The 22991-nt window shown below is 70.4% G+C and carries 20 protein-coding genes and 3 tRNA genes; 11 read left to right on the forward strand and 12 right to left on the reverse strand.

The genetic code is table 11. The annotated features are described in order from the left end of the window. The 3 genes from ACWIE7_RS09830 to ACWIE7_RS09840 all read right to left on the reverse strand — a co-directional run. Window positions 1-1155 (reverse strand): serine hydrolase domain-containing protein (locus ACWIE7_RS09830; RefSeq protein WP_454069173.1); only part of this gene is annotated, 1155 nt, incomplete at its 3' end. A gap of 127 nt (window positions 1156-1282) precedes the next feature. Then, window positions 1283-2272, reverse strand: a complete 990-nt coding sequence (locus tag ACWIE7_RS09835; RefSeq protein WP_454069174.1) for a helix-turn-helix domain-containing protein — start codon at window positions 2270-2272, stop codon at window positions 1283-1285. A gap of 68 nt (window positions 2273-2340) precedes the next feature. Beyond that, window positions 2341-3381, reverse strand: coding sequence for an NAD(P)H-quinone oxidoreductase (locus tag ACWIE7_RS09840; RefSeq protein WP_454069175.1), 1041 nt, complete (start codon window positions 3379-3381; stop codon window positions 2341-2343). A 167-nt stretch (window positions 3382-3548) separates the two neighbouring features. On the opposite strand from ACWIE7_RS09840, the gene ACWIE7_RS09845 reads away from it, so the two are divergent. Together ACWIE7_RS09845 and ACWIE7_RS09850 are read left to right on the forward strand one after the other, a co-directional pair. Then, a tRNA-Ser gene (locus ACWIE7_RS09845) sits at window positions 3549-3634 on the forward strand. 102 nt (window positions 3635-3736) lie between these two features. Then, window positions 3737-4801 (forward strand): HtaA protein, encoded by a 1065-nt coding sequence (locus tag ACWIE7_RS09850; protein ID WP_454069176.1) that lies wholly within the window; start codon window positions 3737-3739, stop codon window positions 4799-4801. A 149-nt stretch (window positions 4802-4950) separates the two neighbouring features. Here ACWIE7_RS09850 and ACWIE7_RS09855 read toward each other — a convergent pair whose 3' ends face one another. The 3 genes from ACWIE7_RS09855 to ACWIE7_RS09865 all read right to left on the reverse strand — a co-directional run bounded on the left by ACWIE7_RS09855 (window position 4951) and on the right by ACWIE7_RS09865 (window position 9059). Beyond that, on the reverse strand, window positions 4951-5922 hold the full coding sequence (locus ACWIE7_RS09855; RefSeq protein ID WP_454069177.1) for an alpha/beta hydrolase family protein: 972 nt from the start codon (window positions 5920-5922) through the stop codon (window positions 4951-4953). Between the two features lie 183 nt (window positions 5923-6105). Beyond that, the gene (locus tag ACWIE7_RS09860; protein WP_454069178.1) at window positions 6106-7824 is read right to left on the reverse strand and encodes a bifunctional metallophosphatase/5'-nucleotidase; all 1719 of its coding nucleotides are present in this window, start codon (window positions 7822-7824) and stop codon (window positions 6106-6108) included. 176 nt (window positions 7825-8000) lie between these two features. Beyond that, window positions 8001-9059 (reverse strand): histidinol-phosphate transaminase, encoded by a 1059-nt coding sequence (locus ACWIE7_RS09865; protein WP_454069179.1) that lies wholly within the window; start codon window positions 9057-9059, stop codon window positions 8001-8003. Between the two features lie 105 nt (window positions 9060-9164). On the opposite strand from ACWIE7_RS09865, the gene ACWIE7_RS09870 reads away from it, so the two are divergent. The 4 genes from ACWIE7_RS09870 (at window position 9165) to ACWIE7_RS09885 (ending at window position 11617) form a co-directional block, all read left to right on the forward strand. Next, window positions 9165-9256, forward strand: a tRNA-Ser gene (locus ACWIE7_RS09870). A 53-nt stretch (window positions 9257-9309) separates the two neighbouring features. Next, window positions 9310-9382: transfer RNA gene (locus ACWIE7_RS09875), tRNA-Arg, on the forward strand. A 317-nt stretch (window positions 9383-9699) separates the two neighbouring features. Continuing rightward, complete coding sequence (locus ACWIE7_RS09880) at window positions 9700-10632, forward strand: NAD(P)-dependent oxidoreductase (RefSeq protein WP_454069207.1); 933 nt, start codon at window positions 9700-9702, stop codon at window positions 10630-10632. A 211-nt stretch (window positions 10633-10843) separates the two neighbouring features. After that, entirely contained in the window at window positions 10844-11617 is a 774-nt protein-coding gene (locus ACWIE7_RS09885; protein WP_454069180.1) for a hypothetical protein, read from the forward strand. Between the two features lie 79 nt (window positions 11618-11696). On the opposite strand, the gene ACWIE7_RS09890 is transcribed toward ACWIE7_RS09885, so the two are convergent. The 3 genes from ACWIE7_RS09890 to ACWIE7_RS09900 all read right to left on the reverse strand — a co-directional run bounded on the left by ACWIE7_RS09890 (window position 11697) and on the right by ACWIE7_RS09900 (window position 14512). Continuing rightward, the gene (locus tag ACWIE7_RS09890) at window positions 11697-12668 is read right to left on the reverse strand and encodes an HAAS signaling domain-containing protein (protein WP_454069181.1); all 972 of its coding nucleotides are present in this window, start codon (window positions 12666-12668) and stop codon (window positions 11697-11699) included. Further along, window positions 12665-13012, reverse strand: coding sequence for a PadR family transcriptional regulator (locus ACWIE7_RS09895; RefSeq protein WP_452100683.1), 348 nt, complete (start codon window positions 13010-13012; stop codon window positions 12665-12667). The genes ACWIE7_RS09890 and ACWIE7_RS09895 overlap by 4 nt, the downstream gene beginning before the upstream one ends. 219 nt (window positions 13013-13231) lie before the next feature. Next, window positions 13232-14512, reverse strand: coding sequence for a reverse transcriptase family protein (locus ACWIE7_RS09900; protein WP_454069182.1), 1281 nt, complete (start codon window positions 14510-14512; stop codon window positions 13232-13234). A 307-nt stretch (window positions 14513-14819) separates the two neighbouring features. On the opposite strand from ACWIE7_RS09900, the gene ACWIE7_RS09905 reads away from it, so the two are divergent. The 5 genes from ACWIE7_RS09905 (at window position 14820) to ACWIE7_RS09925 (ending at window position 21043) form a co-directional block, all read left to right on the forward strand. After that, a complete protein-coding gene (locus tag ACWIE7_RS09905; protein ID WP_454069183.1) occupies window positions 14820-15824 on the forward strand; it encodes a hypothetical protein in 1005 nt (334 codons plus the stop codon). Between the two features lie 99 nt (window positions 15825-15923). Beyond that, complete coding sequence (locus ACWIE7_RS09910) at window positions 15924-16952, forward strand: FUSC family protein (protein WP_454057891.1); 1029 nt, start codon at window positions 15924-15926, stop codon at window positions 16950-16952. Between the two features lie 114 nt (window positions 16953-17066). Then, on the forward strand, window positions 17067-18008 hold the full coding sequence (locus ACWIE7_RS09915) for a DMT family transporter (RefSeq protein WP_452100688.1): 942 nt from the start codon (window positions 17067-17069) through the stop codon (window positions 18006-18008). A gap of 4 nt (window positions 18009-18012) precedes the next feature. Next, window positions 18013-18900 (forward strand): ADP-ribosylglycohydrolase family protein, encoded by an 888-nt coding sequence (locus tag ACWIE7_RS09920; protein WP_454069184.1) that lies wholly within the window; start codon window positions 18013-18015, stop codon window positions 18898-18900. After that, on the forward strand, window positions 18881-21043 hold the full coding sequence (locus ACWIE7_RS09925; protein WP_454069185.1) for a DUF2339 domain-containing protein: 2163 nt from the start codon (window positions 18881-18883) through the stop codon (window positions 21041-21043). The genes ACWIE7_RS09920 and ACWIE7_RS09925 overlap by 20 nt, the downstream gene beginning before the upstream one ends. Here the strand turns inward: ACWIE7_RS09925 and ACWIE7_RS09930 are convergent. The 3 genes from ACWIE7_RS09930 to ACWIE7_RS09940 form a co-directional block, all read right to left on the reverse strand. Next, a complete protein-coding gene (locus ACWIE7_RS09930; RefSeq protein WP_230931134.1) occupies window positions 20998-21459 on the reverse strand; it encodes a hypothetical protein in 462 nt (153 codons plus the stop codon). The genes ACWIE7_RS09925 and ACWIE7_RS09930 overlap by 46 nt on opposite strands. Before the next feature lie 109 nt (window positions 21460-21568). Further along, entirely contained in the window at window positions 21569-22150 is a 582-nt protein-coding gene (locus ACWIE7_RS09935) for a PGPGW domain-containing protein (protein ID WP_454057889.1), read from the reverse strand. Window positions 22151-22223: 73 nt separating this feature from the next. Further along, complete coding sequence (locus ACWIE7_RS09940; protein WP_452100693.1) at window positions 22224-22853, reverse strand: hypothetical protein; 630 nt, start codon at window positions 22851-22853, stop codon at window positions 22224-22226. Between the last annotated feature and the right edge of the window lie 138 nt (window positions 22854-22991).

A 22991-nucleotide genomic window follows, 5' to 3' on the forward strand; every position in this document is an offset into this window, starting at 1 on the left:
CTCGAACTCGAGGAAGTTGTCGACGGCGGCCGGGTCCATGAACGGCAGGACCTGGCTGCCCCAGATTCCGGCGACGCCGGCCTCGCGGTCGATCCGGTAGTAGAGGTTCGCCAGCCCGGCCCAGGACAGGGACCCCGCGCTGCGGCCGGTGGGTGCTTCCTCGTCGTTGACCATGAATGAGTACGCCCACGACTTGCTCTGCCCCGGGGAGAACTCCGCGTCGTGCGAAAGCGCGGGTATCGAGGTCTTGATTGTGGAGACCTTCAGGTCGCCCAGCCCGTTTACCGCCGCGGCAGCCACCGTGGCTGGCTGCAGAACCCTGCCGTGTTCTCCGTCGCCGTCGCGGAGCCACATCCGGAGGAACCGGGTGTAGTCCGGCATGGTCGAGTACAGGCCGTGCCCGCCCATATCGAGTTCGGGGTCCTGGGGGAGCACCAGTTCGGTCGGGGCCAATGCGCCCTCGGTGCGCTGGTGGACGGCGGCTAGTCGTCCTGCCATCGACGGGGTCATGGTGAAGGCGGTGTCGTTCATCCCCAGCGGGGTGAAGATTCTCTCGCCCATGACATCGCCCAATCGCTTGCCCCGCACGGCCTCGACCACCAGGCCCGCCCAGTCGATATTGGTGCCGTAGTTGAATTGTGTGCCGGGCTCGAACAGCAGCGGCGACATCAGCGAGTCCTTGGTGGCGCCGATGATGTCGGGCTGGCCGGTTTCTGCGAGCAATCCAGCGTAGAGGTCGGAGAAGAACGAGTAGCCGAGGCCGGCCGTGTGCAGGAGCAGCATCCGGGTGGTGACGGGCGTGGACGGGGCGCGCAGGACGGGCGCGGCGTTTGAATCGATGCCCTCGGAAACCTGTAGTTCCGCGATCTCCGGCACGTACTCGGAGGCCGGCGCGTCCAGATCGACCAGACCCTCCTCGACGCACTGAAGGACCGCGGTCGAAGTGACGGCTTTAGTGGTGGAGAACATGCAGAAGACCGTGTCAGTCGACATCGGTGCCTCGTCGGCGATCGAGCGCAACCCCGACGCGCCTTCGTAGATGGTGCCGTCGGCCCGCGTGACGGTGGCGACGACTCCGGGGATTCGCGCCTCGGGGACCGTGGCGGTCGTGGTGCGGTTCAAAATGTCATCGAGGCGGGCGTTCAGGGTGGACATCGGTCAACCTCCGAGGTCGGGGCCGCGGTGCGGCCGAGGGGCCCGCGGGGAGCGGGTCGGGAGGATCGTCACCCGTCGGCCCGGCAATTGACGTCGCGGATCGGAACCGGATGTCCGGAGTCGGCACTCAGATGTGCGGCGCGCCTCGCAGGGTCTGTGACGGGTTCTCGCCGAATCGGCGGCGGTAGGAGGCGGCGAAGGATCCGAGATTGACGTAGCCCCAGGCGTGTGCGGCAGAGGCGACCGAAGCGGCTCCGCCGGCCAGTTCGCGGCGTACTCCGTGGAGTCGGCGTTCGTTGAGATAGGCCCGCGGAGAAACCCCCACGTACTTGGAGAAACCGCCGCTCAGGGCGCGGGCGCTGACCCCGGCCGCCGCGGCGATCTCGGAAACGGTGGGCAGGTCTTGGGCGTGTTCATCGATAAAGTGCACGGCGGCCCGGATGTATCCGGGAGCCGGAACGGAACGCGGCGACGACAGGTCGAGGCCGACCCGGTGTGACCAGTCGCCCAACAGCTGGGCGACCAGCATCTCCTCGAGGTGGCGACCTGCCGGCCCTGACGCGACCGCCGCGGGGTCCACCGCGGCGGTGCGGGACGTGTAGTCGAGAAGGCTCAGCCACGGACTGCCGGGGCCGCCCACGACGCACGGCCGGGACCACAGCCGACTGTCGGGAGCTGTGCCGTACCACCGGAGAGACAGGTCGGTGAGGAGACGCTGGGGGATGGTCAGGTTGAGCTGCAGGTGTTCGGTGTCCGCCTCCAGCCGGTAGGGGGAGTGCGCACAGTCCACGACGTAGGTCTGGCCGCCGGTCAGTTCCGTGCTGTTTCGCAGGCCCGCATGCCGGGTGTTCCCGTCGACGGTGGTGAGTACGAGAATATTGCCCGAGTCCACGGCGAACCCGTCCAGGTCGACGTGGATGCCGTAGGTGAAATGCGTCATCGTCATCTCGCCGATGGCGACCGAGTACATCGACGACGACGGGGTGATCCGCCTCCCGTGAGGGCGGACATCGAAGCTCATGTACTTGTCATCGGTCCAGGCGCGGATGAAGTCCCAGTCTCTGGCTCCTGGCCGATTCCGGGCGGATCCCGGTCGGGGATCGAACTCGGTGATCATGCGGACACATTACGTGCGACCGGTACTCGGCCGATGCACATCGACCGCTCCGGGACCGCGGAGTCCGATCAGCTGACGGTCAGCAGGATCTTCCCGTGCGAGTCGCCGGACTCCAGGAGGGCCAGTGCGTCGGCCGCCTGCGCGAGCGGGATCTCGCGTGAGACGCGGGTGGTCACATCGCCCGCGGAGACCAGCGGCCACACGGCATCCACGACCTCCCGGCAGATGCCGGTCTTCCCCCCGGGCCCGTCCACCGGGCGGGCCCGGAGGTTCGTCGCCATGATCCCGGCGCGCTTGGGCAGCAATCCGCCCAGGTTGAGCTCGCCCTTGACTCCGCCCTGGAGGCCGATCACGATGATGCGGCCGTCCGGAGCCAGCGATGCCACGTTCCGCTCGAGGTACTTGGCCCCCATCACGTCGAGAATCAGGTCGACACCGCGGCCGCGCGCGTCGTGCTCGGTCCACTCCGTGACCGTCTCGACGAAGTCCTCGTCCCGGTAGTCGATCACCAGGTCCGCGCCCAGATCGCGGCACATCTGCACCTTCTCCGGTCCGCCGGCGGTGGTGGCCACCCGTGCGCCGAGGGCGCGGCACACCTGGATCGCGTGCGAGCCGATCCCGCCTGCCCCGCCGTGGATGAGGACCCGCGGCGCGCCCAGCTCCTGATCGCCCCAGTGGGCGTCCCCGGCGAGGATTCCGCGGCCGAGGCCGCCCGTCATCGCCAGGTTGGACCACACCGTGCACGCCACCTCCGGTAGCGATGCCGCCTCGTGCAGCGTCAGACCCGCCGGCACCGGCATCACCTGCCCGGCCGGGACCGCGACCTTCTCGGCATAGCCGCCGCCGGCGAGCAGCGCGCACACCTCGTCGCCGATCGCCAGGCCCTCCACGCCCTCGCCGACCGCCGAGATGCGACCCGAGCACTCCAGTCCGAGGATCTCCGACGCGCCCGGAGGCGGCGGGTAGTGCCCCCGGGACTGCAGCAGATCGGCGCGGTTCACTGCCGTGGCCGCCACATCGATCACGACCTCGCCCTGCGCGGGAGTCGGATCGTCGACCTCGGTCAGGCGGAGTGTGTCGGGTCCGTTCGTGTACTCGATGGCCTTCATGAACCCGACCGTAGTCGCGACCGCAGGACCGGGCATCCGGCCGGGATCGATCGGGTCGTGGAGGCGCGGCTTCGTGCGGTCGCCGGGGGTCCACTACGATGAGCACCGTCGTCAGCGTGTGGTTCCACGTGGAACTACGCAGTCGCGCGTGTCGCGGCAGGCGGCGGGGAAGTGTGGCAGAGCGGCCGAATGCACTCGCCTTGAAAGCGAGCGTGCCTAAACAGCACCGGGGGTTCAAATCCCTCCACTTCCGCAGAAGACCTGCAGGTATTGCAGTGCAAGCGGTGCGCAAGGGGCGGGCGGGAATTCGAGGCCGCGGGCTGATCTTAGGGTCACCTAACCTATGGTTGTGGGTATGACCAGCTTGAGGAAGAGCTTCCTGGGTGCGATCGCCCTCGCCGTCGTCGTCCCCTTCGCCCCCGCTGTGGCCGGCACCGCGGCCACAGCGTCCGCCGCGCCCACGGTCCCCGACGACCTCCCGTTCTTCCCCGAGGTCCAGCAGAACCCACAGGTCACCGTGACCACCGAGGACGGCCGGCCGGTCGACGGCCTCGCCGTCCACCGCGGCGACGTCCTGCTGATCCACGGCACCGGCTTCTCCCCGCAGGCCAACCAGGGCGGCTTCCCGCTGCCGGTCCCACCGGGTGTCCCGAACGGTGTGTACGTCCTCTACAGTGCGTTCCCCGACCACTGGAAGCCGAGCGAGGACGCTCCGTCCGGCTCCCGCACTCACCCGCATGACCGGATGGCATGGGTGACCCCCGCCGGAACGCTCGAGGCGATGCCCAAGGCGCCAATCGACATGCATCGTTCCATCGCCCGCGTGGCCCAGCCGATGGCCGACGACGGCAGCTTCACCGCCCGGATCGTCGTAGACCCTGCCGAGAACACCCCGGGCGACAACTGGGGCGTGTACGTCTACGCCGGCGCCGGCTCCGTCAACGCCGCCGAGGAGTTCTACGTCCCGATCGCCTACTCGCCCGAGCCCGGGCCCGACACCCCGCCCGAGCCGACCCCTGACCTCGTCGTGGACGCCGGCCTCGTCCACCAGGCGACCTCCGCCCTCCAGGGCGGCATCAACCCGCGGTCCGGAGCAGCCGAGCAGGACGGGGAGCGCGTGAGCTTCACCCGCGACCACGCCGCCGAGGCCGCCGCCGGCGACGGTATCCAGCGGTACCGCGGCACCGTCACGGCCACGGCGCGGTTCAACATCGTCGAGGTCGCGATGAAGGACCCCCGGATCGAGACCCGTGCCGACGGCAGTCGTGTGCTCACCGCTCTGGTGTCACAGCGCCACGATGTGGGGGCGGACCTGCTGCACCGGGTCGACGTGGGCGTGCTGGGGCCGGTTGACGTGGCCGGCCTCCACCCCGTCGTCCTGGGGCCCGTCACCGTCGGGCACGTAGCCGTCGACGGCTGATCAATGACGCCGCTGCCCGCGTGCGGCGACCAGCGCCGCGAGCTCGACCCGCGTGCGCAGGTCGAGCTTGTGCAGGACGTGGGAGACATGGGTCTGGACGGTGCACGGGGGCCTCCGGCCCCGAAGACGAGCAGTTCTGCCCCGAGAGGTCAGGGAGTGACGACCTTGTCGAGGTCCGAATCCGAGACGCTGACGATCGTATCGAGGACCTTCGAGTAGTTGGGGGAGTCGCCGGAGACGATCGACACGTGGTTCTCGCCGTCGATGACCATCAGCTTGGCGTCGCCGCCGGCCCGGCGGGCCGAGGTGACGTAGCGTCGCGAGTTCTCGGGCGACACCACCGTGTCCTCGGAGCCGTGCAACGCCACGACCGGGGTGTCCGGGGCGATGTTCTGGATCGGGTCCACCATCGCGTAGCGGTCCGGCACCTGCGACGGGGTGCCGCCGATCGCTTTGACGATCCGGTCGTCGCCGTTCTCGGCCGCGTAGACCGCGTCCAGGGGCCCGGCGATCGAGACGACCCGGGTGGGGCGGAACCTGGGCTGGGAGCCGACCTCGTCGTCGTCGAGAAGATGCCTGGTCCCACCCCACACGGCGAGCTGGGCGCCGGCGCTGTGCCCCACGACCACCTCGTCGTCGATCGTGATCTGCGGGAACATCTCGTCGACCTTCACCACATGGTCGAGGGCGTCGGCGACGTCCCGGAACGTCGTGGGCCAGCCTCCGCCCGAACCGAGTCGCCGGTACTCGATGTTGTAGACCGCCATGCCGCGGGTGGCCAGCTCGCGGGCCAGTGGGTCGAACGCATCCGCGCCGATCTCGCTCTGCCACGCGCCGCCGTGGATGATCACGGCCAGCGGCAGGGAATCGACCTCCTCCTCACCCGCCGGGATATAGAGATCGGCCCAGTTCTGCTCGGGATCGGGCTCACCGGCACGAGTCGGGTACTCGAAGCGCTGCACCGCGACCTCGTCCAGTCGCGCGGGGCCGTCGACCGTCGGGTCAACTTTCGCCACCGGTTCGGGGGAGGCGCAGGCCGGCAGCGCGATGAGCGCAGAGGCCAGGGACAGCGCGATCGCCGCGGTATACGGACGACGGCTGACACCACGTCTCAGGGGCACAGTCACTACCTCGTTAGAGTCTTCATTCGACAAGAGCAACCTCGCACGGCGCGAGCGTCCGCAGGGCGTCTCGCGCGGCACGATGCCGCGCAAAGAATGAAGCTCAGCTTAGCGTCTGTGCGAGGCGACGCGAACGTACCGCCACGTATGGGGCTGCCCCCCCCACCGGAAAGCGCAGGGGGATCAGCGGATGACGCGAACCCGGCCCGGCTCCGGCGACGTGAGCGGTCCTTCATCGGTGACATAGCGCGTCAGCGCGGAGATGTCCGTGAGGCCGGCTTCGCGGCGGGTGCCGCGCTCGGCGAACGGCGAGCCGTTCCATTCGGGGGAGGAGAGGAACTCGTTGACCACCACGGTGTACTCGGCGGCCGGGTCGACCGGCTCGTCGTCCACCGTCAGCTCGGTGACGCGCGCACCCTCGGGTTTGCTCATATCGACGGTGTAGCGCACGTTCGAGGACACGGCGGGGCCGTGGTGGCCGATGTCGTCGGCGAACTGGTCGAAGGCGTCCTGGAGGTCCTGGCCGGTGACGGTGACCAGGTAGAGGCGGTCGCCGTAGGGCTGGACCGTGTGCAGGGTGGCGTAGTCGAGGGGTCCTCGCGGCATGTCGGCCAAGAGCGAATCCGGGTTGGACAGCGCGAGATCCGCGCCCCGGCCGCGCGCCGCGTGGAGCTGCCCGTCGGCGATGACGTCGGCCAGCGGGGACTCGCCGTTCTCGTCCATCTCGAGCGGGATCGTCTCGGATGCCTCGCCGATCACCTCGCGGGCAGCCGGCGCCGAGGCTGCCCGCGCCTGACGGACGAGCTCCTCGGTGGCGGCATCCGGCTCAATGTCCAGGTTGACCGTCTGGTTGAACACCGACGTCTGCGGACGGATGACGTGGCCGGTCGTGGGATCCACGGCCAGGTCGACGACGGTGACCGAGCGGCCGTGGGAAGCAGGGGCGACGACCACCCGCTCGTCGTTGTCAGCGTCGAGGATGCGGCACGTGGCCGGGCCGCCGGACGCGCCGACGATCAGGGCGTCGACCGCCGGGTTGACGTTCTTGACCATGTCGATCTCGGTGAGCTGCTCCGGACAGGCCCCGGGGTCCAGGTTGTCGTGCACGGAATCGGACTGGACCAGGCCGACGATCGCCTCGACGCCCAGGAACTGCAGCGACTCCACCGTGTCATCGAGCGCGCGCATGGGGTCGGCCAGCCGGGTGGTGGTCTCCGGAGCCCCCTCCGGCGGCATGGTCACCGCCACGACGCCCACGCGGACGTCGCCGACCCGGTGGATGGCGAAGGGAAACGTCGGCGCCGCGTCGTGCGACGGGACCACGTTGGAGGCCAGGAACGGAAAAGCCGCCCCGCGGAAGGGCGGCAGCGGCGGGTCGACCCGGCACTCCTGCTCGGAACGGCAAGTGGGCTTGACCAGGGATCGGATGTGGTCGGCGCCCTTGTCGAGCTCGCGGCGGCCGATGCCGGCCCCGTCGACCCCGATGCGGTTGAAGAACTCGATGGTCGGACGGTCGCCCAACAACGCCGCCTCGGGTGCGGTCCCGCCGATCGAGTCGCCGGTGGCCAGCAGGAGCGCGTTGTCGGACTGGGCGCGCAGCTTGGCGACGGTGGCGGCGAGGTGGGGACCCCCGCCGGCGGGGCGGACGTTCCCGGATCCGTCGCGCAACTCGCCCTGGAAGCCGACCGGTCGTGACAGTGCCCCCGAGAACTCGCCGATCCCGAGGATGCGCACCGTCTGCGCCTCGACGGACGGGCTCCACGGCTTACTGGTTTCGTTGGTCGTACCTGCCTGAGCAGCCGCGACGGGCGCCGAGACGAGGCCCATGGTCAGCGCGGCGACGGCCGCGACGACGAGCGCCGCCACCGCGGCGGCGGAGCCCGGCCGGGACGTGAGCGTCATTACGGACGTATGGGCAGCTGCGGAGTTCGGCACAGGGCGTGAACTCAGCTGCTGCACATCGACTCCTCACAGGGCGGCCGTAGTTGGGCGTGGCAGAAGAGAAAGCGGACTTGGGGTCTGCTTCCCGAACCTCGCCCATGGTGCCGTCGCCAGGTCACGGGACCCCGCCGGAACAGTCACATTCCGGTTACGAATTCCTTCGCGGCAGCGAGGAACCTGTCGTTCTCATCGGGATCGCCTATCGACACCCGCACTCCGTGGCCGGCGAAACAGCGGACGATGACCAGGCGCTCGCCGCAGTGCTCGTCGAACGCCGCGGACCGGTCGCCCAGCGGCAGCCAGACGAAATTGGCCTGGCTGTCCGGAACCGTGAAGCCCATCCCGAGCAGGGCCTCACGAACGCGGCCGCGCTCGGCGACCACCGCATCGGTACGCACCCGCAGTTCGTCGCCGGCCTCGAGGCAGGCGATGCCCGCGGCCTGTGCCAGCGAGCTCACCGAGAACGGCACCATCATCTTGGCGACCGACGTGACGAGCTGCGCCGGGCCCACCAGGTAGCCCACCCGCAGGCCGGCCAGCCCGTAGGCCTTGGAGAAGGTGCGCAGGGACACGACGTTCGTCCGGGCCATGGCCTCGACCACCCCGTCCACGGGGTCCTCGGAACGCATGTACTCGTAATAGGCCTCGTCCAGGGCCACGGTGACGCGATCGGGGATGCGGCCCAGGAACGCCGCGAGTTCGGCGCGACTGACAGCGGGGCCCGTCGGGTTGTTGGGGGTGCACACGAAGATCAGGCGGGTCCGGTCGGTGACGGCGGCCGCGATCGCGTCCAGGTCCAGCGAGCCGTCGGCGCTGTTGGGGACCTGCACCGGCACGGCGTGGGCGATACGGGTGATGATCGGGTACGCCTCGAACGATCGCCAGCCGAAGATCACCTCGTCGCCCGGCGCGCAGACCGCCTGCACGAGCTGCTGGCACAGCGCCACCGAGCCGCACCCGGTCGTGACGTTCTCCGGCGCCACCCCGAGGAAGTCGGCGAGCCGCTCCACGAGCGCGCGCGCCGTGATGTCGGGGTAGCGGTTGGCGCCGGTGGCGGCCTCACCTATCGCCACGGCCACGCTCGGCAGCGGCCCCGTCGTCGTCTCATTCGAGGCGAGTTTCACCGCGCCCGGCACGGTCGCGCCGGGAACGTAGGCGGGGATGGCGTCGAGGTCGTTGCGCACGTCAGGGGACATGATTACAGCGTAGGACTATCGGGTGACCAGCAGGTGACCGGGCGTTTTGCGAACCAACGACGGCTGTGTGTACTGTTACTCCTCGTTGGCTCAGCAGAGCCTCCAGGAGGCGTGCCAGAGCGGCCGAATGGGACTCACTGCTAATGAGTTGTCCTCCTAAAAGGGGACCGGAGGTTCAAATCCTCTCGCCTCCGCCATGTCGGAGAGCCGGGTGACCGGCTGATCTGGCACGACAGAAGAATATGAGTATGCGCCCGTAGCTCAATGGATAGAGCACTTGACTACGGATCAAGAGGTTAGGGGTTCGAGTCCCTTCGGGCGCACGTCACGAACGCCCCCGTCCACGCGACGGGGGCGTTCGTCGTTTGCGGGCCCGCCTTGCCTGCGCCTCTCGCGCCTCCGCGTGCCGCCCCACGCTACCCCCGCCCTGCGCCCCCGCGCGCCCCGCGCTCCGCCCATTGGTCGCCCCCGTGCCCCGCGCCCCCGCCCCGCCGATTGGTCGCAGCGCTTCGCGTTTCCCCAAGACAGGCGCCGACGGGGGCGGGATCTGTGACCAGTCGACGACGCGCCCCGGTTGTGTGAACCTTCAGGGATGATCGACGACGACGAGGTCGCGCGCGAGCCCACGAAGGAGTTTCCAATGGCAGCTGGTTCAGGAGACTCGCGGGGAGTACGGGTAGCGATCGCGCCGAACCAGGATCGGCACCTGACCGACGCCGTGGAGGCCGCCGGCGGATCGGTCGTCCCACTCTCGGAGGCGCAGATCCTCGTGTGGATCGGTGGGCCGGACGGGTTCCCGGAGCTGCCGGACGCCATTGAGTGGGTCGCGCTCAGCACTGCCGGCATCGAGCATTTCGTCGACGCGAAGGTGATCGACGACAAGCGGCTCTGGACCAACGCTTCCGGCTTTTACGCGCGTGGAGTCGCCGAGCATGCCCTCGCCCTGCTGCTCGGGGGGACCCGGCAGATCGTGCGTTCGGCCAAGACCCGCTGGGCCAAGGAAACCGTTGACCCGGCGGTCCGGACCCTCCGGGGTTCCACGGTCTCGATCATCGGAGCGGGCGGGATAGGACGCGAGCTCACACCGTTGCTCAAGGCGTGCGGTGCGACTGTGCTCGCCGTCAACAGATCCGGGCACACGGTCGACGGCGCCGACGTCACGATGTCGGCTGACCGGACTGATGAGGCGCTCGCACATTCGGACCACGTCGTCCTGGCGGCCCCGGACACGCCGGAGACACGTCACATGATCAACGACCGCACCCTGACGCTGCTCAAGCCACACTCGTGGGTCGTCAATGTCGCGCGCGGGCCACTCATCGACCAGGCCGCGCTGTACCGCGCACTCGCTGCGGGCGCCCTCGGCGGGGCCGCCCTCGACGTGACCGACCCGGAGCCGCCGGCCGACGACGACCCGCTGTTCGATCTCGACAACGTCGTCATCACCCCGCACGTCGCCAACCCGGCCGGCCGACTCACGGAAGAGATGGCGCCGTTCCTGGCCGAGAACCTGCGGCGGTTCGCGGCCGAGGACGAGCTGCTGTCGCTGGTGGAGGTCGGCAAGGGGTACTGAGCACCGGACACGCGCCTGACCGTGACGGAGCGAGGACGGAACGGCTGTTGCTGCGGGGGCGGAGAGGTTCCGGTGTTGCACAGGGGAGTGAAGCCTCACTCACGCGGGAGAAAACTGCCCGCGGCTCGGCGAACGGCGTGCCACGGTACGGGTCCACGCGTTCACAGTGAGCGTCTCGTACCGCCGGATCTGCCCGTTCGGAGGAGAAGCAATGGCACACAGCAAGAGAATCGCAACACTGGCCTCGGCGGCGGCGCTTGCCGGCGGAACCATCCTGGCCGGCGCCGGCGCGGCGGGCGCCCAGGGCTCGTCGGAGGTCGCCAACGACCTCCAGCTCGCCAGCATCGCGCTCAACGGCCCCGTTTCCGTGTCCCCCAACGCGGAAGGCGGCCCAACGGTCGCCTACACCAACGAGGGCGACGCGACCCAGCAGTGCATCGGCTTCACCGCGCCGTACAGCACGATCGAGGAGAACGACATCGATCCCCGTGAGATCAATCCGAACAGCCTGGGATCGCTCGGGGTGCTCGGCACGATCCAGGGTGGTGGCGGCGTCTCCGTTCTGACGGTGAGCCCGCAGGGTGAGCCCGCCGCGGTTGTCAGTGGACCCGGACTCGATCTGGTGGGGACGGCCACCACCTTTGGCACCGGCGTCACGAGCGGTCTTCGAGTGCCGGCCGGCGAGACGGTGACCTGGGACGCGCCCGCTCCGGCGGACGAGCCTGCGGCGGCAGGGGTCATCTGCGCCAGGGAGGGCATCATCGGCCCCCGGCTCGGCAACTTGGTGAACTACTTCGGCATCGACCCGCAGGTGGTCGCCGATCAGGTGAACGACATCCTCGGTCCGCTCGGATCGGTGGGCGCAGGCAGCGTCAACGGCAGCGTCGTGGGCGTGGGAGCCGGCCTCACCGCCTCCCTCGCGGGCGGCGACGACACCGAGGCCGACAGCGGCTCCGGTGCCGCACCGGCGGGTGGCGGTAGCTGAGGAGTCCTTAGCGGGAAGTCTCTGATGGAGGCCCGGTGAGTGGCATCGACCGCCCCTCGCCGGGCCTCTCGTCTGCCCCTCACCGGGCCTCTCGCCGGTACGCACGCAGGGTCTCGACCTGGTCCCACACCACGATCGCCCAGATCGCGATGATCACGACCCACCGGATCGCGGTGGTCGTTCCATCGGCGTCTGTGGCGACGAGGTCCGGGTGGATCACCTGGCCCTGGATCAGCACGAGGCCGGTGAGGAACACGCCGAACGCCACGTCGACGGCCACCTCGATGACCAGCCGTCCACGCCGTGCGCCCGGTTGGACCAGCAGCCACACCTGCATCAGGGCGAGTGCCACGAGGAGGATCAGATAGCCCGCGAGCCAGGCGGTCGGCAGGCCCGGATTGATGAGTGGCTCGCCGTTGTTCAGGTGCCCGATGTAGAGGAACGTCGACGGGATGAACGGCACGGCGGCGAGGACGGCCAGCACGATCAGTGACACGATCGCGTCGACGCGGGTCTCTGCTCGCGGCGGGGCGGCCTCCAGGGTCGCGGGATCCCAGTCGGGCGACGGCGCGAACGGCCCGGGCGTGCCGTCCGGGGTGGAGCGTTCCACGATCGCGACGATGATCGTCCACGCGGCGAAGACGCCGAGGAGCGCGGGCACGACACCTCCGACGACCTGCCCGATCAATCCGCCCAGTTCGGGCTCGGGCGTGGTGGCCACGTAGACGATGCCGTTGGCCAGCGCGGCGATCACGCCGACGACGGGTAGCAACCACCGCAGCACCCGCACCCACACCGGGTACGTGCCCGGCCCGATGAGGTACTGCCGCTGCCCGGAGTAGCGGCGGGCCAGGACGGCCGGGTCGCCGAGCCGGGCGAGCGCCGCGCGTTCGGCGGCGTCCGGATCGGCGCCGGGTGCGACGGCGGAATCCAGTTCGGCCGCGGCCATGTCCTCGATGACGGCGGCAATCTCGGTGGCGATGTCGTCGCGCTGGTTCTCAGGGAGTCGGCGCACCACCTCGGTGATGTAGCGATCGGTCAATGCGGTCATGGTTGGCCTGCCTTCCGGAGTTCGGTGAAGCCGATGCCCAGCGCTCGCCATTCGGAGTCCAGGCGTTCGGCGGTCTGCGCGCCGAGTGGGGTCGTCTCGTAGTACTTGCGGGGCCGCGGCTCGTCGGTGTGCCAGAGCGAGGTGAGTAGTCCCTGGCTCTCGAGCCGTCGCAGGAGTGGGTACAGCGTGTTGGCCTCCGTTGCGATCCCGGCCTCGGCGAGCGTCGTGAGGAGTCCGTAGCCGTACTGCGGCGTCCGGCACGCGAGCAGGCTCCCGAGTACCACCGAGCCGCGCCGCAACTCCTGAAGGTGGGTACTGAGTACCGTGTCCGTCTCATCGCCCATGTGGCACACGATAGTGTGTGTCACACAGTATGTAAATGGCACACAGTAAGAAGGCGAGATCATCAGTGGGCTGACCTGCGGTGTCCTGGGCAGGGTGTTCGGGGCGCCGCAGGTCAGAGGGGTGGGCGCGTGGGAGGAGAGCGGCGAAGTTGACGACAGAGGGACGACGACGAGGCGAGCTGGCCGCGGCGGCCCGCGCTCGTCACCGGGACGGGCGACTCAACTCGCCCAGTCGACCTCGTCGGCCATGCGCAGCAGTCGCTCGCGACGGACGGGATCACTCGCGCCGACCCAGGCGATGAGCCCAAGGACGTGGGCTCGGAAGTCCGGGTGCCCGGCGCGGTTCTGGGAGGAGGCGCCGGAGCGGCGGGCGTTGTGGAGGAGCGCGCGGAGGTTGTCGTACTCGACGCGGCTGACCCGGGGGAGGTCATTGACGACGAGCCCGGCGAGCGTCTGGCGCTGGTGCGCCCGCATGACGCGCACCTTGCCCGCGTGGACGGTGAACCCCTCGGAGGCGATCACCTTGAGCACGACCCACAGCGCCCGGCCGGCGTTCATCTCGTGCCCGGATAGCGCGAGATCATCGCCGTAACGCGTGTAGGTGAGTCCGTTGGCCGCGGCGTATCCGTACAGGCGTCGATCCAGGGAGCGCATCACCAGGTTCGACAGATGTGGAGACGTCGGCGCCCCTTGCGGGAGATGTCGGCCGCGGAGGTAGGCGGCGTGCTCGGAGGGGACGCCGCGGAGCTTGTCCGCAGGGGTCGCGGTGGTGCACAGGTCGGCGAGAAGCCGGGCGACCGCGGGCGGGTATCCGGCTCGGCGGAACACGTCTGCGATCCGCGGGGCGGTGATGCTCTCAAAGCAGTGACGCAGGTCCGCACGCAACGCGATTGGCTTCGCGGAGTGCGGCCACGCGAAGTCGGCGGTGGACGACCCCGGGACGAACCCCTTGGCAGCCCGGTGAGCGGGGATCCGCGAGACCAAGTGCCGCAGGATCCGCCGCTGCACCTCCCGCAGTCGCGGCTTGGGTGCCTCGATGACGCGGACCCCGTCCCGCTTCTCCCGCGTCCACACGCGATAGTGGGGCAGGCCGGGAGTCGCCGTGCGCAGCCAGCCGCCGTGATCGGCGAACCACTCGAGCTCGCCGATGGTGAGATCCAGCCATTCGGCGACGTCGCGCGCCGTGCGCAGTGCGGGCAGCCCGTCGAAGGCCGCGGCGGGCCGAGCCGGCTCGGACACGTCGAAGGACAGGGCACGCGTTGCCGGCGGGGCGGTCCACGGAGCCAGCACTCGCCGCAGGGTCTCGGCCGGGTGCCGGGGTTCGCGCGGGAGCATCAGCAGCGACGGGAGTACCTCGCGCGCGACGTCGCCCGGTAGGACGGCTTCGAGGGCCCGCAGGAGTTCCGGCCAGGTCCAGCCGGTGTAGGTGCGGGAGAACCATGCGGCGGCGTCGCCCACTTCGGCAGGGGACAGTCGCGCGGGCGGGCGTGGCTCGGTCATCAGACAGCGGGACCGTGGCCGGCGGGCGAGGCGACCCTGAACTCGTCTCGGCGGTGCCGATTCGCACGCGGAGCGTGCCGTGCGGCACCGGACGCAGGAACTAACTGTGATGTGTACCCAGGGGTTGCCCCTGAGACGGATCGGATCGATCCACTCTCGCCTCGCCCGCCGCCCACGCCGCACAGTCTGCCAGGGATTCGCTGCTGACCTGCGGCGCCCTGGAAGCACTGTGCAGGGCACCGCAGGTCAGAGGGTGGCGGCCCTGCCGAACCGCCTTCACGCGACGCCGCGGGTTACCCTGCAGCCCATGCGTGTCTCGCCTGACGGAACCTTCGACGGGCTGCGTCCGTCGCACCTGTGCCGGGCGGCGTGCCGGGTCCAGGCGGGCCACGGGCCGATGCGTCTGCACGTCGCGCTCCACCCGGTCATCGACTACCGGCCCTACATCTCGGCGTCTCCCGACGTCTTTCCGCCCGGACACTCCGGCTATGACCAGGGCATGGCTGCTGACCTGCAGATCCCGGCGGAACTGCACGATCAGATTGAGACGTGGATCGATGAGTTCAAGTCGAACTTCCTTCACCTCGGGGACCGCCCGGTCGACCAGCCGGTGTGGCGCGACGGCTTCGACGAGATGGCGTGGCTCGACCGCGGCCACGAGCTCGCCCGGCGGCTGGGCGAGCACTATCCGGAGCACTTCGTGTTCTGCTGCGCGGAGAAGTACGTCGTGTGCGGGCTCGCCGCGGACCAGTTGGACTATGTCTGCGCCCTGACCGGTCAATACAGGCGCGAAGTCGGCTGGCGGATGCCGGGCAACGAGCCCGACCCGGATGTGCCCGCCGAGCTGAAGCTGATGCCCGAGTACGGCGTCGAGTGGGGTCTCTGGGCCGGTGCGTTGCCGTACCACCAGCCGCCCCGGCTCCGTTCGGGCCAGGGACCGATTGGTTTCGCCACACCGCGCTCGCTGGGTCTCACCCCGGAACTCGAGGAGCGACTGCGCGTGTGGAACGAAGACTGGCGGCGCGGCTTCCTCGATTACGACTCCGACGGCGTGGACACCGGGCGTGACCTGGGACTGCCCGGCTACGGTTACGGGTTGCCGCGCTGGAGCGCCGATGTGGATCCCGTCGCCTGGTACCGCGAGGGGCGGACGATCGCCGCTCGGCTGGCAGCCGAGCTCCCGGGCGTGAGGGTGCGGCTCTCCGCGGTGCGGTACGTGTGCGCGCCGCGGCTGCGCCTCGTCGCCAGGATTTTTGACGACGACGAGTTCTTCAGTCGCGACGCGCAGGGCTCCGCCTGGATGCCCGTGTAAAGCGGCAACCGGCCGACCGGCCGGGTCCGTCCATGGGAGGGGTGATGGCCTCCTGCGCATTCGCCCTCAACTCTCCGTAGTTTGTGCCACCTTTGCATCGTGACCTCAACAACGGGTGCGATTCCGCAGTCCAGCACGGGAAAGCCCGATACGCGCATCGCGGTGGCGGCGTTGGCGGCGATACTCGTCCTCGCCCCGATCGTCGTGCTGGACCTGTCGTCGTGGAAGTCGAACGGCTCGCTCTGGTATCTGGGCATGCTTCCGGCACTCATGGGGCTGTTCGCGGGTCGTCGTCTCGCCTTTGCCGCAGCCGCGCTGACGCCGGTGATTGTCGGGATCTCCCTCCTGCTGCGCGACCTGCCGCCTGTTGTCGGAGCCGCGTACATGCTGCTGCTCGGCGTGGCGACGGGGCTCTCGGCCCGGCGGGGGTGGCATGTGATGATGTCCTTCGCTGCCCCGCTCGCCGCCCTCGCGTTGATAGGGGATATGCACGTGGCGCTGCCGTCAGGCAGGTATTCGGCGGACGCCTCACCGGAGTCGATCCTCATGGTGATGGTGGTTCTGCTGATCGGTGGTGTGTGGACTGCGACGTTCGGGGCGTTCGCGATCAACAAGGTGCATGTCACCCCGCCCGAGGCTGTACCGAATCGGACCTCCGTGTACTTCGCCGCGGCGATGGGAGGACTCGTAGCGCTGACCTCGTTCATCTCGTTGACCTGGCTGCCGCCCAATTCGTGGTGGATCGTCCTGACCATGTACGTCGTGGTCCAGCCCTACTACGCGTCTGCGATCACTCGGGTTAGCCAGCGTGTAGTCGGGACCCTTGTAGGGTCGACGGCCGCTGCGGTTGTCGTGGTCGCGTTCCATCACCTGCCCGGCCTGATCGCCGCGCTCGCCGCAGTGCTGACCATCCTTGCGGCGTGGGCCAACCTGCGACTGCCGTACTGGGTGTTCGTCACATTCCTCACCCCGGCGGTGGTCCTGCAGACCGCCGGGGGGACCCACGATGTTGCGCAGGCGATCGCCGATCGCGCCCTTTACACGCTCGTCGGCTCTGGCCTGGCAATAGTCGTGATGGCTGGCGGCCACAAGTATCTGGTCCGGCATCCCCGGCCGCAAGAGACTTGAGTGGCTTGACGACGTCTTGGTGGCCAACGCGCACAGTGGAACCGCGACTGGAGCTCCGGGGGTGGCGCGCCCTGTATGACGACGACGAGGTCGGTCGCTTCGTAGCCTCAGCACATGCCCGCCCCTGCTCGAGACGCCCACCGCCGCACCGCCGGCCATCTGGCGTCGGTGGCTCTGGTCGTCATGTGGAGCTCAGGATTCGTGGGGGCCGAGCTCGGGATCCGCGCGGGCGGCACCCCGCTACAGCTGCTGAGTTGGCGGTTCTCGATCCTCGCGGTGATGCTCGTGACGGTCTGCCTGGCGTTGCGGGTCGACCTGACGGACCGACGGGCGTGGGGCCGGCAGGCGGTCATCGGGCTGCTCAGCCAGGCGGGGTTCCTCTTCCTGATTTTCGAGGGCGTCAACCAGGGGGTCGACGGCGGGACGGCGGCCCTCATCGCCTCGCTCCAGCCGCTGCTGGTGGCGACGGTCGCGGGGAGGATCCTGGGCGAACGGATTACCCCGACCATGTGGATCGGCATGGTGCTGGGGCTGGCCGGCGTGGCGGTGGTGGTCTCCGGGGACCTGGGCGGCGGGTCCGCGCAGTGGTGGGCCTACCTGCTCCCGGCGGCCGGGATGCTCTCGCTGACCACCGGCACGGTCCTCACCCAGAAGCTCAGGCCGACCGAGTCCCTGCTGCAGTCCATCACCATGCAGATGGTGGTGACGGCCCTCGCGCTGGTGGCGGTCTCCGTGGTGGCGGGTCAGACGCCGCTGCCGGCGGAACTCGACTTCTGGCTGGCCGTGCTGTGGCTGGTGTTCCTGTCCACGCTCGGCGGCTACGCCATGTTCGTGTACGTGACCCGCACCCGCGGGGCCACCGTGGCGAGCGTGCTGCTCTACCTCACCCCGCCCACGACCATGCTGTGGGTGTGGCTCATGTTCAGTGTCCCGATCACCGTGATCGCGGTGGTGGGGATGGCCATCAGTGCGATCGGCGTGACCATGGTGCTGCGCTCCCGTTCGGCTGCTGCCGCTCAGGGCGCGCGGAACCAACCCATCGACTCGGAGGGCTGACGGCATGACAACGGGCGACAAGACGTCCGGCGAGGACCAGGCAGCTCTCCGGGATCGAGTGGCCGGGGTGATGATCGGCACGGCGGTCGGCGACGCGCTCGGAGCGGGCTACGAGTTCGGCTCGGCGCCGCTGGGCCCCGGCGGCCCGGACATGATCGGCGGCGGGCTCGGCGGATTCGCACCCGGCCAGTGGACGGATGACACCACCATGGCCTGGTGTGTCCTCGACGCGGCCTCCCGCGGTGACGGACTGCTGGCCGAGGGGGCGCTCACCACGATCGCGCGGCACTTCCGCCGTTGGTACGACTCCGGCCCGTCGGACATCGGTAATCAGACCCGTGCGGTCCTGCACGCGGCCGGATCCGAACCCACCGCCGCCGCGGTGCGTGAGGCGGCTGTCCGCTTCTCGGCCCGGCATGAGCGCTCCGCCGGGAACGGCTCGCTCATGCGCACTGCTCCCGTCGCGCTCGCCCACCTGGGTGATCGGGAGGCCATCGCCCGAGCGGCGACCGAGGTGAGCGCGCTGACGCACGCGGATCCGAGCGCCGGCCAGGCTTGCCTCCTGTGGTCGCTGGCGATCGACCGCGCGGTCCGGGAGCGGGTCTTCGACATCCGTAGTGGGCTGGCGTTCCTGGACGACGACGAAGCCCGCTCCATCTGGGCGAGCCGGATCGGGGTTGCTCGGCGCGCGCTGGGGTGCCTCGGCGTTCCCGACCCGATGGCGCGAGATGATTCACGGCTACCCGGGACTGACGGGCGACGATCTGGCCGCGCTCGCCATCTCCACTGCTGGGCTCGACTCCGGCGGCTGACGTGTGGCTTGTCGGCACTATCCCGTAGACGCCGGGCGCGGCTCGGGAGAAGATTCAGGGGTGAACCCCGAACAGCCTGACCACGTACAGCGAACACTGGCCGATCTCGACGCCCGCCTGGGCCGGATCGCCGGCGAGGTGGCTGAGATCCGTGCGGGGTTGTCGGCGCTCGGCACCCCAGCCGCGGCGCCATCGCCGCAGGGGGCGGGGGAGACGGCCGCGGCCGCGCCACCACGCGAGGCGACGCCCGCTGCCGGCCCGGCCCCGGCGCAGGCGAGCGGTCCGTGGCGCCCGCAGGCTCCTGTCCCGCCACCGCACCAGGGCGGGTCGTGGCGGCCGGGGCCTTCGCCGATGGGCGCCCAGCCGAGCCAGCCCGGCCCGCGTCGGGGCGCCCCGCCAGGCCAGCCCGGCCCGCAGCCGGCTCAGCCCGGCCCGTGGTCGCCGCAGCCCGCCGACCGGCCGTGGCGGCCCGTGCCGGCGCAGGGTCGGCCCGCCCGGCCCTCGCGCATCAACGCCGCCATGGTCATCGCCGCGATCGGTGGCGCCATCATGCTTGCGGGCGTCGCGTTCCTGCTGGTCGTGGCAATCCAGGCCGGACTGTTCCCGCCGATCGCCCGCGTGATCGGCGCCGCGGTCCTGGCCGTCATTCTGGTGGGGCTGGGCCTGCGGTTGCAGTCGCGGCACGAGGCCACCGAGGGCCGGCCCGTCAACCCCGGCGCGCTGGCGCTGGTGGGGACCGGCCTCGCCGCGGCGATGCTCGACGTGATCGCCAGTTCCGTGCTCTACCAGTGGATCCCGGGGCCGGCCGCCTACATGTTCGTCGGCGGCCTCGCGCTGGTCGGGATGATCCTGGCCCAGCGCTGGAGGTCCGCGGTGCTGGCCGGGCTGGTCGCGGCCGGCACGATGGCGCTGTCCCCACTCATCTCGAGCGGCCCCGAGCTGCCGATCTTCTTCGTCATAGTCGGCATCGCCACCGCTGTGCTCGCCGCTGAGCTCGGCCTCGTGGTCCGCCTGATCTGGTCGGTCCCGCCTGCGTTCATGCTCACCGGCTACCTCGCCTCCTCCGACACCGGCCCCGAGGGTGACCAGATCGCCCTCATCGTGGCCGCGCTCGTCTTTGCCGTCGTGACAGTGGCGGTGGCCTGGTACGACTCCTCCCGCAGGGAACCGGTGGCCGAGTACGCCGCCCTCGTCGTCGTCCCCGGCGCCGTCCCCCTGCTCACCTTCCAGGTCCTCACCTACCTCGAACCGGGCTGGCCCGTCGGGGTCGTCCTCGCCGCGGCGTACCTGGGGCTGGCCTACGTCTTCGGGCGGCCGGTGGGACGGGCGGCGGTCGCCGCCGGCGATGCGCGGCGCGGGGCCGGCTTACTGCTCGCCGCGGTGACGGGGTGCGTCGGCAGTGTGCTGCTGGTGGCCGCCTGGGGATCTCTCGACGGCCAGGCCACCACGGGTCTGGCGCTGACGCTCACGGCGATCGCGTACGTGCTCGCCGCCGGGCGGTGGGCGCGGCCGTGGCTGGAGTGGGTCGCCGGGATCGTCGCGGGGCTCGCCCTGCTGGTGTACATGGGGGTCAACCAGCCGCAGCTCGCACTGAGCGAACGGCTGGCGGTGCGCGAGTTCACCTACGTCGACGTGGCGGCCTCGTTCGCCCTCGCGGTGCTGGCGGTCGTGGTGACCTGGTGGCTCGGGCGGCGACTGCCCGGCGCATCCTCGCGCGCGGTGATGGTCGGGGCCGTGGTGGCGCTCGCGGCGTTGTCGGTGATGCTGGTGGCGGCCGGCGTGGTGCTCGGCGACCTGGCCGGCGATCCGCGCAACGGCTTCCTGGCCGCGCACCTCGTCGTGACCGTGCTGTGGATCTGCTGCGCCGCGTGGCTCGTGCTCACCGACAGCCCGCGCGTGGCCGACGCGCGCAAGCTCGGGTTCGTGCTGGGCGCGCTCGCGCTCGCTAAACTCCTGTTCCTCGACCTCGCGACGCTGCCCGGGTTGTTCCGGGTGTTGTCGTTCATCGTGGTCGGCGCGGTCATGTTGGCCGTGGCGGTGCGCTACCGGGGAGGGGACGACGACGCTGCCGCTGTCCCCACCGGCGCCGACCCGTCACCCGCCGAGGGCGGTGGCCCGGCCGGGCAGGCGGCGGGTGCGTGGGCGCCCGGCGGCGGCCAGGGCTGGGCGGGCAACCCCTACCGCAGCGACACGGACCCGTCGGGCAGCGGCTCGCCGACGTAGATCCGGAACGCGCGGGGCCTCGCCCCGGACATGAGAACTTCCACCTCCGGGTGGTCGACTTCGTCCGGGTCGTCCGACGGCAGGCTCCACACCACCTCGCGCGCCGACGTGAGCTCGTGCAGCGCTGTCCGTGTCGCGCGGACCCAGCGCACGTGTTTGAGCGCGGGCTCGTCGCGCAGCTCGTCGTCGGCCAGTTCCTCGCGGTCGCGCAGGTCGACCATGAGGCGTTCGCCGTCCGGCGCCTCGTACGCGGTGCATACGTGGTTGACCAGCACGGCCAGCGGCCACGACGGCCCCGAGCCGAGCAGGTCGATGATGATCATCCGGGCGTCGCCCACCTGGCTGGGCGTCGGAGTGGTGAGGACCTGCATGCGGTCGGCGACGTCCTCGGTGATCTCGATGAGCTGAACGGTCACGACGAAAGCCCCTTCTCTCGACGGGACGGTCGGCAGGGGGATACGCGGCGCGGCCCGGACAGTCCCGACTGTGACCTAGATCATAGTAGATCGCCGGGCCTGCCGGGTATCAGCGAGGTGACGATCCGGGGCGACTCGGGGCGTGCGCCGGTTCGGCACCGTGGCGGGCGTCGCGGCGCTGCTGCCGCTCGAGCCGCCGGGCGGCGTGGCGCTCGTTCTCGCGCTCGACCTCCAGCGCGTGGTCGTACGGGCTGCCGCGGAACCGGCGGAACGAGTAGATCAGCAGCGCCAGGGCGAGGGCCGCGGAGAAGAGGAGCGTCGCACCGGTGCCCCAGCCGCCGACGAGCCACAACTCCGGCGACAGTGGCCACCACGCGGGCGCGGGCGGGTGGATCCCCCAAAAGACGCCGATCCCGGCCAGCCAGGCCACGCCGAGCAGCGATGCGGCGATGCGCGGCCACGTCTGAACGCCACGCGAGGCGCCCTCCATGGCCAGCCGCTTGACGGGGTCGACGCGCTTCTCGAACCACGCGTACTGCTGGGAGAGCACGACCATCCCGGCGAACAACATGAGCAGACCGGGGCCGGGTAGGAACAACGCCGCGATGCCGAGCACCACGAGCGCCCATCCCAGGGTCTCGAGGGCGAGCCGCTTGATCGCGACGTAGCCGAGTCGTTTCACGGGGACCATCGTGGCAGAAAATCCGCCGTGGCTGCGTGCGAGCGGGGGAGCGGCCGCACCCGGGGTCACGCGAGAGACCGCGTCAGGCGGGGACGACGGTGCGGAAGTCGCGGGCGGCGCGCACCCCGGCCTCGATGTCGACCTCGGGCCAGCCGTCGGGGGCGTGGAGGACGGCCGCCAGATGTTCGGCGGTGAGTTCGGCGCCGGCGGCGATCAGTGCGTCCACGGCGTCCCGGTCGGGCGCGTCGAGCAGGGTGTCGTCGGCGAGGCCGTCGATGATGTCGCGCAGCGCGAGCGGCGTGGCGGGGAAGAGTTCGGGGTCGAATCCGTCGTCGACCGGTTGGTCCAGGCGCCACCACCGGCTGCCGTCCCAGCCGTACAGGAAGCCCAGGTAGGTGTCGTGGGAGCGCGCGTGCTCGACGCCGCGCCTCCACCAGCCTGGGGCGTCGCCCACCAGGTCGGTGCCGGCCTCGCCGCCGCGGCCGCTGCCCTCGGTGAGGGAGAACTCGTGGTGCCAGCCGGCGAGCAGCGCGCGGCCCTCGCCGGGGCGCACGAGCGCCATCCACATGTCCTCTTCGCCGACCCAGTGCAGGGCGGCGGCGGTGGGGCGGTGGTGCTCGAGTCCGACCGCGGCGCGCACGGCGGCGTCCACGGCCAGGAGTGAGACGATGTCCTCGGGCGTGGCGTCCATGTCCACGGGGAGCAGAGCCATGTGTCCCACGGTAGGCGCCGAGGGCGACGACGACGAGACCATTGTGATGAACGTCCGGCGACCCGCCGGTTTCCGCCGGGCGGCTGACGCGGTCTGGCCCGACCGGCTGCGGGGGGGCGCCCACCGCTCGTACGGTGT

It is taken from the genome of Dietzia sp. NPDC055343 (assembly GCF_053645265.1).